The organism is Micromonospora sp. NPDC005367 (genome assembly GCF_040606825.1).
Lineage (GTDB): Bacteria > Actinomycetota > Actinomycetes > Mycobacteriales > Micromonosporaceae > Micromonospora.
This window is the reverse complement of sequence record NZ_JBEXFP010000037.1, coordinates 55,302-68,513: the sequence shown is the minus strand read 5'-3', so window position 1 is coordinate 68,513 and position 13,212 is coordinate 55,302. Positions and strand designations below refer to the sequence as shown.

Genomic DNA, 13,212 nt, shown 5'->3' with positions numbered 1-13,212 from the left:
CCGTCGAGAACGGCATCGCCCGGCTCAAACGCCATCGCGGCGTCGCCACCCGCTACGACAAGTTGGCCGTCCGATTCCAGGCCGTCCTGACCATCGTCATCATCTGCGAGTGGCTCTGACCGGCTTATGAAACACGCCTTAGGCCACGACGTCGCCGTCCTGCTCCGCGTCTACGCCAACTGCATCGACGGCGGCTACGACGCCATGAACCACAAGATCGGCGAGGCGCTCAAGTGAGCGTCCTTGGTTTGGCTGCTCTCGGCTGTGAGGCCCCGGCCATGCGCCGAGCTGCAGCCAAGACGTCCGTACTGACGTCTTCGGCTTGCCTCAATGTGGAAGGGGCCGGAGCCAGAATCCTTCCGGATGGCTGTAAGGAACCGTAGCTGCAGCGACAAGTATGGGTGTGAGACCACCACCTGGAGGATCGGTGCCGGACGGGCCGGGGACGACCGCAGACCGTCAGCGCCTTACTGACTTGTTCCGTCGACACGGCGACGCGGTCTTCGCGTATGCCAATGATCGGCTGGGCGGTGATGATGCGCAGGACCTCGTAAGCGAGGTGTTCGCCGTGGCATGGCGGCGCTTGGCAACCGTCAAGGAGGGTCAGGAACGGCCTTGGTTGTTCGGGGTCGCGCGGCGCCTAATGTTGCAGCATCGGCGCGGCCGCGCAGTTCACGCAGCGTTGCAGGCACGTCTGCAGTCTCAGGCCCACGACGAGACTGAGTACGGTCCGTCCACCTCGCAGCGAGTGGACGTGATGGCGGCATTGGCGGCACTGCCAGAGATGGACCGCGAGGTATTGCTACTGCGGTACTGGTACGACTTCAGCGGCAGGGAATCGGCGAAGGTCCTGGGGTGCACGACGGCGACGTTTGCCGTGCGGTTACACCGGGCTCGTCGCCGCTTCGAAGACGCGTACGGACATCGGCGGGTGGGACCGAAACCGTCTCCGATCGGTGATCTGGCCACGTACCCGAGGGGGCTGGAGTGAAGCACTACGACGCAGAGACCGAAGACCTGATTAGTCGCGTCCGGCCCACCGCCGAGGTCGCCTTCACGACGAGCCCCCACGGAGAGGAGATGCTGGCTCGCGTCCTCGAGTTGCCGCAGCAGCCCGAGAAGAAGCGCCGGAGGAGGCGCTGGGGGATCGTTGGCGCGGTGGCCGCCGGGGCCTTGGCCGCTGGTGGTGCGACCGCCGCGATCGGCGGGTATCACGCCCCTACTGCGCCACCCGAGGCAATGCCTGCGAATGATGCGGCCTTTGTATGCGCCACAACTGGTATGCACCGTATGGGGGAAACAGCGGCGAGAGCTGGCGAGACTCCAATCGACGCATGCAGGAGGTCGTGGAGCCGGATTTTCAGCGTCGAGGCACCATCCCACCTGTACGCCTGCGTGCAACGTATCGAGGCGCCCCCCACTTCGGGAAGTAGCGGCTCTCCCTCTCCTGAGACGAGATGGGGAAAGCTTGTGTACGTCATCGGCGGCGAGCAGTTCAAGAACGCACCCGAGACGTGCGGATCGGTCGACATGTTCGTCGCGCCGACAGGCAACTGAACGGATGTGCCTTGCGTCCTGCGGCGGCCCAGCCCCGGCCGTCGGTAGGCGTCGCGTGGGCAGATCGTGGGCAGTTGGGCTTCGGCGGGCATCCAGCGACGGAGAAGCGGCAGTTCAGAGGCGCTGGCCCGAACAAGATCATGTACGCCCGTCTTCTGCTCGAAGGTAGTCGCGCCAGAACGGCACGGTGGCTCGTGGATTCCAGTCGTCGGTCCGGTCAGGACGTGGTTCCTCGAACTCCTGGCCGATGTAGTCGAGCAGATCGGTGCCGTAGTAGACGATGTCCCACCCGCGCATCGACAGGACCGGGTGCGCGAAGGTTCCGCGCCCTGTCGGAAGGAACCGGTGCGCGTACACCGGGACCATGGTGGGGACCTCGGCGAGCCGTGCACGCGCCGTCTTGACTGCCTCTTCTGCCGTCTCGGGACGGCTGCCCCATTCCTGTCGCCAGTGCCCGTGCTGAACGTCTCCCAGCAGGCAGTCAACCGGCCACGACAGGTGTTCGAGAAGCGCGTCCGGATTGCCGTTACGCCCGTCTGGCCAGGGCTGGTCCCACGTCTGTCCCTGTTCGTACGGCTGCCAGACCGGAAGCCCAGCCGCCAGGAAGGCGCGGTGATCGTCGGCGAACTCGAATCCGTACTCGCGCTCGACACGGTCGAACTCCGCGTCGGTCAGCCCTTTCTCAATCCGGCAACAGCCCAGAGCTGCCAGGCGCCGCGCCGCCGCAACTCCCAGCCTCGCGCCCTCGTCACTGACCATGTCGGAACCGTAGGCCGCGGGTTCATTGGCGTCGCCCCCGACCTCGCGCGATCATGGCCGGGCTTGCATCCGGCGCAGTTCCACTTATCGGGCAACCTTCCGGGATGTCGGTCGGGTAGTAGCCGGTGACTCGTCTTCTAAGGAGACCGGTGGCATCGAGCGATACGTTCGCCGAGTTCGTGGCAACACGATCACCCCGTCTGCAACGCACCGCCTATCTGCTCACCCATGACTGGGCGCAGGCCGAGGATCTGCTGCAGATGGCTCTGGTACGCGCCTGGAGCGCGTGGGGGCGGATCGACGGGGACCCCGAACCGTACGTGCGCAAGGTTCTGGTGAACGTCTACGCCTCGTGGTGGCGGCGTAGGTGGCGTCACGTCGAGCAGCCGATGTCGCAGCTGCCGGAGCCTCCCGCGGTCGACCACATCTCCCGCGTCGACCGGCGGGACGAGGTGTGGCAGGCGCTGGGCAGGCTGCCGCGACGGCAGCGGGCGGTGTTGGTGCTGCGCTACTTCGAAGACATGACCGAGGCGCAGATCGCGGACGCGATGAGCATTTCGGTGGGCACGGTCAAGAGTCAGGCCAAGAAGGCATTGGAGAAGCTGCGACTGGACGAGTCGCTGACGATGGAGGCGGCGTACCGATGATCGATCTCAAGGAGCTCATGGATGAGCGGTCGGCTCACGGGGCGCCGGTGCGTGGACGTCTCGAGGAGGTCCAGCGGACGATCGTGGTACGGCGGCGCAGGCGGGCCGTGGCGGGAGCCGCGGCCACGGTGGCGGTGCTGGCAGCGGTGGGTGCCTCCACCGTCGCCCTCAGCGGGAAGCCGGCTCAGTTCGCTCCTGGATCGGCGACTCCACCGGCCGGGGAGCTGACCGTCAGCCCACCGGCCGGGGAGCCGACCGTCAGCGCGTCGGCCACCGCGAAGCCGGTGGCGGGCCGCAAGATCGGTCCGTTCGCCGAATACTCCGGCGGCTACCGCGTGGTCGCCGTCGGCTCGGCGCCGGTGAGCGCGAAGAGGGTGCAGCTCACCTGGACGGTCAACTCGACGGACGTCCGGTTCTTCAGCTACTGCCCGGGTCTCGCGAGTAAGCACGTCTCGCTCGACGCCGAGATCGCGATCAACGGCGAGCCGGCCGCCACCTCCATGAACTGCCTCTCCGAGGTGAACCAGGGCCCGACGGGATCCGAGTCGAGCCTGGGAGTGAGCGCCGGCGACACGGTGACTGTGACGTACACGGTCACCGGCGCGCAGGACATGAAGGGGGCGGGCCGTCGGCTCCCGACGATCCCGGCACAGGGCACCGTGCACTTCGCCGTGGCCGAGAAGGTGCCGTTCACCCAGTACCCCCTGCCGACCCGGCCGGCCGAGCTGGAGCCGCCGAAGCCCGACGGCATGGCGAGCGAGCCCGGGACCCGGGTGGTGCGCAGCGATCGGGCAGATCCCGACAAGCCGGTCAGCGTCACCATGCCCTGGCACCGGGGTTACGACTTCACAGTTGTCCCGCAGACGCCCGGCATCTACGGCGTCTCCGTGAACGGCGTCACCGTGCTCACGGGGGAGGTGTACGACTACGCCGGTAATGGCCCCAACGCCAGCTGCCAGGTCGAGCGGAACGATCAAGCGGTCTGCGTACCCGAACTGGAGTCCGTGCGGGACGGCGACGAGGTCACGATCACCGTCACCGCACAGCACGCCACCGGCCCCTGGTTGGCCGAGCTGCGCTCGCAATGGCAGGGCTGACCACCCCGACGGCGGCGCAGCGACACGTCCCCGAGGCCGAGCCGGTCCAGCTCAGCCCGGCCGGCACCGGTCGGGGACAGCGGACGGCCCCGGAGGTCGATCGGTACCCGGCCGTCCGGGGGCGTGCCGCGCGGCACGGCGGTGCGTCAGCGCCGGGACGGCCCGCACATGATCGGATCGGACCGCAGCGATCGGGTGCGGCCGGGGGTGCCTCGGCCAGGCTTGACACCGAAGGGAGGCCTCGTGATCTCGGCACTCAACCGGCTCGTCGACTTCGTCGAAGCGCACCTCACCGAGGACTTCGACGTCAACGGGCTGGCCAGGACCCTCGGCACGACCGAGTACCACCTGCGCCGGATGTTCTCGTCGTTGGCCGGCATGCCGCTGTCGGAGTACGTGCGCCGGCGGCGTATGACCGTCGCGGCTGCCGACGTCGTCCGCGGCGAGGACGACCTGCTGAGCATCGCCGTCCGGCACGGGTACGGCTCGACCGAGGCGTTCGGACGCGCGTTCCGGGCGGTCCACGGTGCCGGCCCCGGTGACGTACGCCGCGACGGAGGCCCCCTTCGCACTCAACCACAGCTCAGGTTCCGCCTGACCGTCGAAGGGAGCATCCCCATGGACACCCGCATCGTCGACCGCCCCGCATTCCGGCTCGTCGGACACGCCGCCCGGGTTCCGCTGATCCACCACGGCATCAACCCGTACATCCAGCAGCACATCACCGCACTTCCGCAGGAGGCGCATCTCCGGCTGAAGGCGCTCAGCAACAGCGAGCCGGGTGGCCTGCTGCAAGTCTCCGACGACGTCGACCCCGACAGCACCGAGGGCACCGAACTGACCTACCTGCACGGGGTCGCCGTGTCCCGGGACACGGCGACCCCCGACGATCTCGACGCCATCGAGGTGCCGGCCGGCATGTGGGCGGTCTTCCGTACCGCCGGACCCCACCCACAGGCGCTGCAGACGGCCTGGGCCGCGACCGCGACCGAGTGGTTCCCCGCCAACCCGTGGCGTCTGCGGCCGGGACCCTCGATCGTCGCGATCCTCGAACGGGCGGACGACTTCAGCACCGCGACCTGCGAGCTGTGGCTGCCCATCGAACCGATCTGACGTAACGCCTGGTGTCGCCGGGCAGCCTCGCCGTCGTCTCCGTCACGGCACACGTGGCGCGGTCGACGCGCGGCTGTCCGGCGTCCGGCCCACCACCGCGGACACGTCTCCGGCAGTCGGCGACGCGGACTTCCGCGACCGGCCCCACAGTCCCCGCGCACCCAGGTAGAGGAACGGCAGCAACAGCAGTACGTCGGCGACGTGCGCGATCGACACCTCGCGGGTGACCCGGCTCATCGGGAAGGCGATCGCGCCCAGGCAGAGCAGTACGCCGACCGCCGGCGGCGCGGTGCGGGTCCAGCCGAGCACCACGCCCAGCGCGAACAGGGTGAGCGGGAAGAGCGGGCCGGCGATCCAGAACAGGGTGGTGGCGAACGGGTACTGGTTGAGCAGTTCGATCGTCTGAGCATGCGAGACGTCGAACAGCCCCTCGTGGATGCTCTGTACGCCGAACGCCACCCCGCCGACGGTCGCGAATACCGTGACGGGCAGTGCGACGGCCACGTACCGGGGCGCCGTGGCGCGTAGCCGGTCGTACAGTCCGATCAGACCGACGAGCCAGCAGAAGCAGGAGAGCGCGACGAGCGTACCCGCGGTCACGCCCTGCGAGTCGGGCCCCCAGAAGAAGGAGGCGAGCAGGTTCAGGGTTGGTCCCAGGATTAGAAACATGGACCAGACGCTATGGCCGGCGGGGCGGCGCGGAATCCGCTCCACGTGGGTGCCGGCCTACCGCGGTCGTCGTACCCCGGCCAGCCCGCCGCGGTAGGCGAAGACCACGAGCTGGGCGCGGTCCCGGGCACCGAGTTTGGCCATCGCCCGGTTGGCGTGGGTCTTCGCGGTGGCGGTGCTCATGCCGAGCCGTGCGCCGATCTCCGCGTTCGAGAGCCCGTCCGCGACCAGTGTCACCACCTCGCGTTCCCGCACGGTCAACGCGTGCAGGCCGGGCACCTCCGGACCGCTGGCGTACGCCGCTATCAGCCGCCGGGTGACTTCCGGCGCCAGCAGCGCGTCGCCGGCGGCGACCACCCGGACGGCCCTGCGCAGCTCGTCTGGTTCCAGGTTCTTCAGCAGGAAACCGCTCGCGCCGGCGTGCAGCGCCGCGTAGACGTACTCGTCCAGTTCGAAGGTGGTCAGCACGACCACCCGAACCTCGGGCAGCCGGTCGTCGGTGAGGATCCGCCGGGTCGCGGTCAGCCCGTCGGTGCCGGGCATCCGGATGTCCATCAGTACGACGTCCGGCCGGTGGGCACGGGTCAGCGCGATCGCCTCGTCGCCGTCGGCTGCCTCGGCGACGACCTTGATGTCCGGCGCCCGCTCCAGTAGCACCCGGAACCCGGCCCGGACCAGCGTCTGGTCATCGGCCAGCAGAACTCGGATCGTCATCCCGGTAGCCACCCCCGTACCTGGAAGCCGCCGCCCTCGGCCGGGCCGGCCCGGAGCCAACCGCCCAGGCCGGTGGCACGTTCCGCCATGCCGCGCAGGCCGTTGCCCGGTGGTCCGCCGGCGCCGCGGCCGTCGTCCTGGATGGTCAGCGTCAGCCCGTCCGGACGGTAGCCGAGCCGTACCTCGATCCGGTGGGCGTCGGCGTGCCGCACCGCGTTCGCGACCGCTTCCTGGACGATCCGGTAGGCCGTCGCCTCCACGGCCCGAGGCATCGGCCGGGGCTCGCCGTCGTGAAACAGCACGGCACCGGTCGCTGCGGTCAGTTCGGGGAGCCGATCGAGCGCGGGTGCCGGCGGCGCGGGGCTGAACGCGCCCGCCGGGTCACGGAGATCGCCCAGCGTCTCGTCGAGGCCGGCCGGTCGGTCACGGTGATCGCCGGGCGCCGGTTCGCGGCGGCCGTCTCGGAGCGCGCCGACGGCGGCGCGTAACTCCACCATCGCCTCCCGGCTCGCCTGCCGGACCACGTCGAGCGCGGCGCGTGCCTGGTCCGGGTCGTCCTCCAGCACCTCGGCGGCGACCCCGGCCTGCACACCGACCACCGCCAGGGTGTGTGCCGTGACGTCGTGCAACTCCCGGGCGATTCGGATCCGCTCCTCGATGACCCGCTGCTCCGCCGCGCGATCGCGCTCGGCGGCCGACATCGTCAACCGGATCCGCCGGCTCCGGACCGCCTCGCCGAGCAGCAGCGCCGCCCCGAAGACCACTGTGGAGCTGTCCAGGGTCGTGTCCAGGGGGCCCACGTTCTCCACCATCATCCGGCCGTGCAGGTCCAGCAGGAGGAACACCCCGGCGACCGTCAGGCCGGCCCGACGCCGGGGCGCGACCGCCACCGAGTACATCGCCACCCACAGCGGCGCGGCGGGGGCGCCGCCGGGATAGCGGGACAGGTGATAGGCCAGGAACAGGGCACCCACCGTGGCCAGCGTCGCGGCCGGCCGGTGGCGTCGGGCCAGCAAAGCCAGCGCCATCGCCAGCCCGAGGCCGTACGCCCAGGCGTCCGGCGTGCGGTCGGCGGGCTCCACGCCCGCCACCGCGATCCGATACACCGTCACCGTGCCGGCAACCGCCACGACGCCGGCCTCGGCCATCCACCGCCGCACAAGGCAACAGTACGTATCCGACCGGGCGAGGACGTACCACGAATGCGGTAGTCGGTGATGGCATCGGAGGCTCGCCGCGGCCCAACCGGGTGGCCGAGCCGTGGACTCGGTCCGTGGCCGTGGCCGTGGCAGTCGCGGTCCCGTACGCCGTCGTCCGCCATCTGGCGGTCCGGGCCGCGGCGCGTGGTCGCCGGGGAGTGGACCGGGCTGACCGGCTCTGGAAATTTCCGTCCCGGTGGCGCATTGTGGAGCTCCTGGTGCCGGACGGTCACCTGTCGCCGCCGCTCGGCGTCGGCGGGAGGGGCGGCTCGGCCGCCGTGGGCCGGGAGTCGCCACGATTCGCCGACCGGCGACGGAACGCCGACGAGCGGCCACGTCTGGTGAGGTGCCGAGAGCAGCCCGAGTCGTCCGGGAGATGTCTCTCGCCGTTCTTCCGCGAGTTCTCCCCGGAAGGACGCAATTTGCACTGTTGGACGGAAGCCACGTCATCTGCGAGCTCATGTTGCGGTAAGGCTTCTCCCGGGCTGCGGCCGTGTCAGATAGGAGCTTGACCCCGCTAGCTCGCCCAGAGGGCTCGGCCGTCCGCGCGCTTTGCTCGCCGCGCGGGCTGTGGCACCATCAGGGCACCCCTGTTCCCCCCTTTCCTGACAGGAGCAACTCATGTCTGGTCGGACGCCTCGCCGGCTTGGCGCCGTCCTTGCGCTCGCGGCTGCCGTCGCGTTCGCAGGAGCGGCCGTCGGTGCGAGTAACGGATTCCACCTCACGGACTACAGCTGGGGCGCCGGTGCGAACGACGCCGACTACAGCTGGGGCGTGGCGCCCGCTGGTGCGAACGATGGCGACTACAGCTGGGGTGTGGCGCCGGAGGGCGACTACAGCTGGGGTGTGGCGCCGGAGGGCGACTACAGCTGGGGTGTGGCGCCGCAGGGCGACTACAGCTGGGGCGCACCCTCGTTCGAGGCCAACGTCCTCGTCGCGCGGTAAGGCAAATCCCGTCCCAGGCGAGGGAGCGGTATGACAGCCGGCTCGCCCCCCACTCGTAGGTCAACGGACCAGGCCTGGCTGATCACCGCTCCGCTGGCCCTCCTGGCCATCGTCTGTTCGCTTCTGCTGGCGGTGGTGGCACCGCTACCACCCGGCAGTCTCCCCAAAGCCGCGATCATCTTCGTGATCATGGTGGCGGCCAGCACGCAGGTGCTGCACTTCGTCGTGCGCCGACAGGCGCTCGAGATCATCGTCACCGAGATCCCGCTCGTGCTGGCGTTCTACCACCTACCGCCGCTGACGGTGGTCGTGATCGCGGTGCTGGCCGCGCTGATCGGGCAGCTCCGCCGACGCCTGAGCGCGGCCAAGGTCTGGTTCAACCTGGCGAGAACGGCGGCCGCCGCCTCCCTGGCCGGGCTCGTCTACGTCGCACTCTCCCCAGTCGAGGGTGTCGGACCCCGGACGTGGGCCGTTCTCTTCGCGGTCGTCAGCGTGAACGCGCTGGTCTCGCTGGCGGCCATCGTGGCGGTCATCTGCCTGCTGCACGGCTGGCAGGCCGGGTGGGAACTGGTCCGCAACGCTCCGGCCCCGCAGGTGGCGTCCGCGGTCAACGTGGTCATCGGTCTGGTCGTCCTGATGGCGATCAACTCGACCCCCTGGTCGATAATCCTGATCACGGTCCTGGCGGTCGCCGTCGTCCTGCTCTACCGCTCGTACGCGCAGTTCCTGCGTCAGCACCGCACGCTCGGCCGGATGTACGAGCTGACCCGCGCCATGACCGAGAACGGCCAGGAGGGCAACCTGGCCGACGTCCTGCTCGGCCGGATCCGTGCGCTGATGCAGGCGGAGTACGCCACGCTGTGGCTGCCTGCCCAGGGACGTCATCCCGAGGTGCTGTTGAGTGCCCGGGTCGACGACCGTGGCCTGCTCGACGTGGCGTTGACCCCGGCGCTGCTGCGGGAACGTGTGCGGACGTCGGGCCGTACCCTGGCCGCCGGCCGGACGCTCGGCGACGACCCCAGTGTTCGCCGCGAGCTGAGTGAGCACCGGGTCAAGGACCTCATCGTCGTACCGCTGCGTTCGGGTCAGGCGGTGATCGGCACCCTCGAGGTGGTCAACCGGCTCAGCGACGTCGGGCACTTCACCGCGGCCGACATACCGATCTTCGAGACCGTGGCGGCGCACGCCGCCGTGGCGCTGGAGAACTCCCGGCTGGTCGACCGGCTGCGGCACGACGCGTACCACGACGCGCTGACCAAGCTGCCCAACCGGCGGCGGATCAACGGCGCCCTGGCGGAGTCAGTCAAGATCCGGGCGCCCGGCGAGGTGGTGGCTCTGCTCCTCTTCGACGTCGACGGGCTGCGCCAGGTCAACGAGTCGCTCGGGCACGCGGCCGGGGACAAGGTCCTCGCCGAGGTAGCCGCCCGGCTCCGCGCGTCGGCGCCGTCGTCGGCCCTGGTCGGCCGGGCAGGGGGCGACGAGTTCCTGGTGACGATGCGGCTGGAGAGCGTCGAGGCGGCGATGGCGATCGCGGCCCAGCTGCGTGAGCAGATCCGCGATGAGATGATCTTCGACACGCTCACCCTGGACGTGGACACCGCGGTCGGCGTGGCCGTGCACCCGGATCACGGCAGCGACGCGGCGACGCTGCTGCAACGGGTGGATCTGGCGGCCACCGCCGCGAAGGCGGTTCCGGGCAGTGTCCAACTGTTCAACCCGGCGCTGGAGTCCCGGTCGCTGCGCCGGCTCGGCCTCGCCGGCGACCTGCGCCGCGCCCTGGACGAGGGGAAGCTGGAGGTCTACTTCCAGCCCAAGGTCACCCTCCGGGACCGGCGTCTGGTCGGGGTCGAGTGCCTGGCCCGGTGGGAGCATCCGACGCACGGCACGGTCGCCCCGGAGGACTTCGTCGCCGTGGCGGAGCACACCGGCCAGCTCGGCCGCCTCACCGAGCTGGTGCTCCGGGAGGGGCTGCGGCGTAGCCGGAACTGGGCCCAGGCCGACCAGCCGCTCTCCGTGGCGGTCAACATCTCGCCGCGTACGCTCACCGACCAGCACTTCCCCGACCATGTCAGGGAGCTGCTCGACGAGTACGGGGTGCCGCCGCAGCGGCTCACCCTGGAGATCACCGAGGCCGGGGTGCTCGACGGCACCGAACGCCCCATCCCCACCCTCCGCCGGCTCCGAGATCTGGGCGTACGGCTGTCGGTCGACGACTTCGGCACGGGCGACTCGTCCCTCGCGCACCTGCGCCGGCTGCCGGTGCACGAGGTGAAGGTCGACCGCTCGTTCGTGCAGGGCATGGCGACCGACCCGGGGGACCTGGCGATCGTCAACGCGGTGGTCACCCTCTCGCAGCAGTTCGGCCTGGCCGTGGTGGCCGAGGGGGTGGAGAGCGAGTTGACGCTGGAGTTGCTGCAGGACATCGGGTGTGAGATCGGGCAGGGCTTCCTGTTCAGCCGCCCGCTGCCGTACGAGCGGCTGGAGGCGTGGTTCGGGGCGCAGGTCGACCCGGAGACGATCACCAGCGGCGGGCTTCCCCGGCTGCGTGTCGTGCCCTGACCTGCGGAAACTTTGCCCGGGGGGATCCGATTTCCCGTGTCGGGTCGGGCCGTGTAGTCTTACCTCTGCGCGGCCCCACGGGGAGATCGCGCAGGCCCCCTTAGCTCAGTCGGCAGAGCGTCTCCATGGTAAGGAGAAGGTCTACGGTTCGATTCCGTAAGGGGGCTCTGGGGTCGCTTGACCCACCGCGGCGGTGTAGCTCAGATGGCAGAGCAAGCGGCTCATAATCGCTGTGTCGCCGGTTCAAGTCCGGCCACCGCTACTCTCGTCCTCCGGGCGTGTTCCCGGTGGTCAGTGAGAAGGGCGCCACAGGCGCCCGCTTTGCATGTCCGCGTCAGCATCGAGTACGCTGACGTGTCGTAGTTTTAACCGTAGCGAGGAAGGCACTCCGCCGTGGCGAAGGCGACCGATGTCCGGCCGAAGATCACTCTGGCGTGTGTGGAGTGCAAGGAGCGCAACTACATCACGCGCAAGAACCGCCGCAACGACCCGGACCGCATCGAGCTGAAGAAGTTCTGCCCCCGGGACGGTCGGCACACGGTTCACCGCGAGACGCGCTGACCTACGGCCGGCTCTGTCCGGCCACTCGAAGCTCCACCCGATCGCCGATCTGACCGGCCGGCGCGGCATCTGCCGCTGCTGACCGCTCGGGTCGGCGATCGTGCTTTACGTGTAGGTTCGCGGCATGTCCCTGGACCCGTCCTATGTCGGCCGTACGTACCCGCCGACCGCCCCCTACCAGGTGGGCCGCGAGAAGATCCGCGAGTTCGCCACGGCCATCGGCGCCACCGACCCGGCCCATCACGACCCCGAGGCCGCTCGTGCGCTCGGCCACGCCGACGTGGTGGCCCCGCCCACCTTCCCCTTCGTGGTGACGATGGCCGCCACACAGCAGATCGTCGAGGACCCGGCGGTGGGCGTCGACTACAGCCGCGTCGTGCACGGCGATCAGCGGTTCGCGTACACCCGGCCGGTGGTGGCCGGAGACGAGCTGGTCTGTGTCAGCACCATCGAGGACATCACCAACCGCGGCGGGCACGGCTTTCTGACCACCCGCACCGACATCAGCACCGTCGCCGGCGAGCCGGTCGTCGCGGTCTGGTCCAAGCTCGTCGTACGTGGGGAGGCCTGACATGGAGCTGCCAGCCAGGACGTTCCGGGTGACCCGCGCGGACCTGGTCCGCTACGCCGGTGCCTCGGGCGACTTCAACCCGATCCACTGGAGCGACCGGATCGCCACCAAGGTCGGGCTGCCCGGCGTCATCGCGCACGGCATGTTCACCATGGCCCTGGTCGGCCGGGCCGTGGCGGAGTGGGCCGGTTCGCCGGACGCGGTGGTCGACTACGGGGTCCGGTTCACCCGGCCCGTCGTGGTGCCCGACGACGACGAGGGCACCGAGATCGAGGTGACGGCCGTGGTACGCGAGGTCACCGAGGACGGGCTCACCCGGCTCGACATCACGGCCACCTGTCTCGGCGACAAGGTGCTCTCCCAGGCCCGGGCGACCGTCCGGATGTCCCGCTGATCCGACGTTCGCAGAGCGCCGACCTGGGGCGCGGACGCGCGATGGGTGGACCGGTTGGGAAAGTGGGCCGCCTACCCGTACACTGGTCCGCCGTGGGGCAAGTGACCCCTGCTCGACCCGTCTTGGGCCGAGTGGGGTGAGCGTTGCCGCACAGGGGTGTAGCTCAATTGGCAGAGCAGCGGTCTCCAAAACCGCAGGCTGCAGGTTCAAGTCCTGTCACCCCTGCGCCTCAGGCCTGACCGTTCCAGTGGGTCGCGCCGCCGTGTGAAGGCGGCGTCCGGCCCGTGGTGGTGGCATCGGCGGGGTGGTTCGGAGGCTCGGGCCACCGCGGTCGATCCGCCGGCCGCGGCCCGTCGCGGGACGGTTGGGCCCGGCCGGCGTGACCAGCGTCGCGCACGCCGCCCGGCGTGTGAACCCGAGATCCCGC

The 13,212-nt window shown here is 70.0% G+C and carries 14 protein-coding genes, 3 tRNA genes and 1 pseudogene; 14 read left to right on the top strand and 4 right to left on the bottom strand.

Translation table 11 applies throughout. From position 1 onward, the window contains the following. From ABZS42_RS23225 to ABZS42_RS23215, 3 genes and pseudogenes are all read left to right on the top strand, one after another. A pseudogene (locus tag ABZS42_RS23225) lies at positions 1–119 on the top strand (IS5/IS1182 family transposase); the annotation flags it as partial. A gap of 308 nt (positions 120–427) precedes the next feature. After that, positions 428–991, top strand: coding sequence for a sigma-70 family RNA polymerase sigma factor (locus ABZS42_RS23220; protein WP_355148485.1), 564 nt, complete (start codon positions 428–430; stop codon positions 989–991). Beyond that, positions 988–1,557, top strand: a complete 570-nt coding sequence (locus ABZS42_RS23215; RefSeq protein ID WP_355148483.1) for a hypothetical protein — start codon at positions 988–990, stop codon at positions 1,555–1,557. The genes ABZS42_RS23220 and ABZS42_RS23215 overlap by 4 nt, the downstream gene beginning before the upstream one ends. Before the next feature lie 138 nt (positions 1,558–1,695). Here ABZS42_RS23215 and ABZS42_RS23210 read toward each other — a convergent pair whose 3' ends face one another. Further along, positions 1,696–2,316 carry a hypothetical protein gene (locus tag ABZS42_RS23210; protein ID WP_355148481.1) on the bottom strand — a complete coding sequence of 207 codons (621 nt, stop codon included), beginning with the start codon at positions 2,314–2,316 and terminating at the stop codon, positions 1,696–1,698. A gap of 149 nt (positions 2,317–2,465) precedes the next feature. Here ABZS42_RS23210 and ABZS42_RS23205 point away from each other — a divergent pair, with 149 nt between their 5' ends. From ABZS42_RS23205 to ABZS42_RS23195, 3 genes are all read left to right on the top strand, one after another. After that, a complete protein-coding gene (locus ABZS42_RS23205) occupies positions 2,466–2,963 on the top strand; it encodes a SigE family RNA polymerase sigma factor (RefSeq protein ID WP_355148479.1) in 498 nt (165 codons plus the stop codon). Positions 2,964–3,010: 47 nt separating this feature from the next. Next, positions 3,011–4,060 (top strand): hypothetical protein, encoded by a 1,050-nt coding sequence (locus tag ABZS42_RS23200; protein WP_355148477.1) that lies wholly within the window; start codon positions 3,011–3,013, stop codon positions 4,058–4,060. A gap of 243 nt (positions 4,061–4,303) precedes the next feature. Further along, the gene (locus ABZS42_RS23195) at positions 4,304–5,173 is read left to right on the top strand and encodes an AraC family transcriptional regulator (RefSeq protein WP_355148475.1); all 870 of its coding nucleotides are present in this window, start codon (positions 4,304–4,306) and stop codon (positions 5,171–5,173) included. A gap of 42 nt (positions 5,174–5,215) precedes the next feature. Here ABZS42_RS23195 and ABZS42_RS23190 read toward each other — a convergent pair whose 3' ends face one another. The 3 genes from ABZS42_RS23190 to ABZS42_RS23180 are packed head-to-tail and all read right to left on the bottom strand — an operon-like array spanning position 5,216 to position 7,716. Then, a complete protein-coding gene (locus ABZS42_RS23190; RefSeq protein ID WP_355148473.1) occupies positions 5,216–5,842 on the bottom strand; it encodes a hypothetical protein in 627 nt (208 codons plus the stop codon). Positions 5,843–5,899: 57 nt separating this feature from the next. After that, entirely contained in the window at positions 5,900–6,556 is a 657-nt protein-coding gene (locus tag ABZS42_RS23185; protein ID WP_355148471.1) for a response regulator transcription factor, read from the bottom strand. Next, entirely contained in the window at positions 6,553–7,716 is a 1,164-nt protein-coding gene (locus ABZS42_RS23180) for a sensor histidine kinase (protein ID WP_355148469.1), read from the bottom strand. The genes ABZS42_RS23185 and ABZS42_RS23180 overlap by 4 nt, the downstream gene beginning before the upstream one ends. Before the next feature lie 660 nt (positions 7,717–8,376). Here ABZS42_RS23180 and ABZS42_RS23175 point away from each other — a divergent pair. The 8 genes from ABZS42_RS23175 to ABZS42_RS23140 all read left to right on the top strand — a co-directional run bounded on the left by ABZS42_RS23175 (position 8,377) and on the right by ABZS42_RS23140 (position 13,010). Then, positions 8,377–8,700 (top strand): 5'-nucleotidase, encoded by a 324-nt coding sequence (locus ABZS42_RS23175; RefSeq protein ID WP_355148467.1) that lies wholly within the window; start codon positions 8,377–8,379, stop codon positions 8,698–8,700. A 30-nt stretch (positions 8,701–8,730) separates the two neighbouring features. Further along, the gene (locus tag ABZS42_RS23170; RefSeq protein WP_355148465.1) at positions 8,731–11,259 is read left to right on the top strand and encodes a bifunctional diguanylate cyclase/phosphodiesterase; all 2,529 of its coding nucleotides are present in this window, start codon (positions 8,731–8,733) and stop codon (positions 11,257–11,259) included. Positions 11,260–11,353: 94 nt separating this feature from the next. After that, positions 11,354–11,426, top strand: a tRNA-Thr gene (locus ABZS42_RS23165). A 22-nt stretch (positions 11,427–11,448) separates the two neighbouring features. Beyond that, positions 11,449–11,521, top strand: a tRNA-Met gene (locus ABZS42_RS23160). Positions 11,522–11,652: 131 nt separating this feature from the next. After that, on the top strand, positions 11,653–11,820 hold the full coding sequence (gene rpmG / locus ABZS42_RS23155) for a 50S ribosomal protein L33 (protein ID WP_007073056.1): 168 nt from the start codon (positions 11,653–11,655) through the stop codon (positions 11,818–11,820). A gap of 124 nt (positions 11,821–11,944) precedes the next feature. Then, on the top strand, positions 11,945–12,391 hold the full coding sequence (locus ABZS42_RS23150) for a MaoC family dehydratase N-terminal domain-containing protein (RefSeq protein WP_355148463.1): 447 nt from the start codon (positions 11,945–11,947) through the stop codon (positions 12,389–12,391). A 1-nt stretch (position 12,392) separates the two neighbouring features. Beyond that, positions 12,393–12,785 carry a MaoC family dehydratase gene (locus tag ABZS42_RS23145; RefSeq protein ID WP_355148461.1) on the top strand — a complete coding sequence of 131 codons (393 nt, stop codon included), beginning with the start codon at positions 12,393–12,395 and terminating at the stop codon, positions 12,783–12,785. 152 nt (positions 12,786–12,937) lie between these two features. After that, positions 12,938–13,010 (top strand) — tRNA-Trp (locus ABZS42_RS23140). Positions 13,011–13,212 lie beyond the last annotated feature (202 nt).

Bases quoted from the DNA above. Each gene is read 5' to 3' on its own strand.
- ABZS42_RS23210 (WP_355148481.1), bottom strand. From the start codon at position 2,316: ATGGTCAGTGACGAGGGCGCGAGGCTGGGAGTTGCGGCGGCGCGGCGC.
- ABZS42_RS23190 (WP_355148473.1), bottom strand. From the start codon at position 5,842: ATGTTTCTAATCCTGGGACCAACCCTGAACCTGCTCGCCTCCTTCTTC.
- ABZS42_RS23185 (WP_355148471.1), bottom strand. From the start codon at position 6,556: ATGACGATCCGAGTTCTGCTGGCCGATGACCAGACGCTGGTCCGGGCC.
- ABZS42_RS23175 (WP_355148467.1), top strand. From the start codon at position 8,377: ATGTCTGGTCGGACGCCTCGCCGGCTTGGCGCCGTCCTTGCGCTCGCG.
- ABZS42_RS23170 (WP_355148465.1), top strand. From the start codon at position 8,731: ATGACAGCCGGCTCGCCCCCCACTCGTAGGTCAACGGACCAGGCCTGG.
- ABZS42_RS23150 (WP_355148463.1), top strand. From the start codon at position 11,945: ATGTCCCTGGACCCGTCCTATGTCGGCCGTACGTACCCGCCGACCGCC.
- ABZS42_RS23145 (WP_355148461.1), top strand. From the start codon at position 12,393: ATGGAGCTGCCAGCCAGGACGTTCCGGGTGACCCGCGCGGACCTGGTC.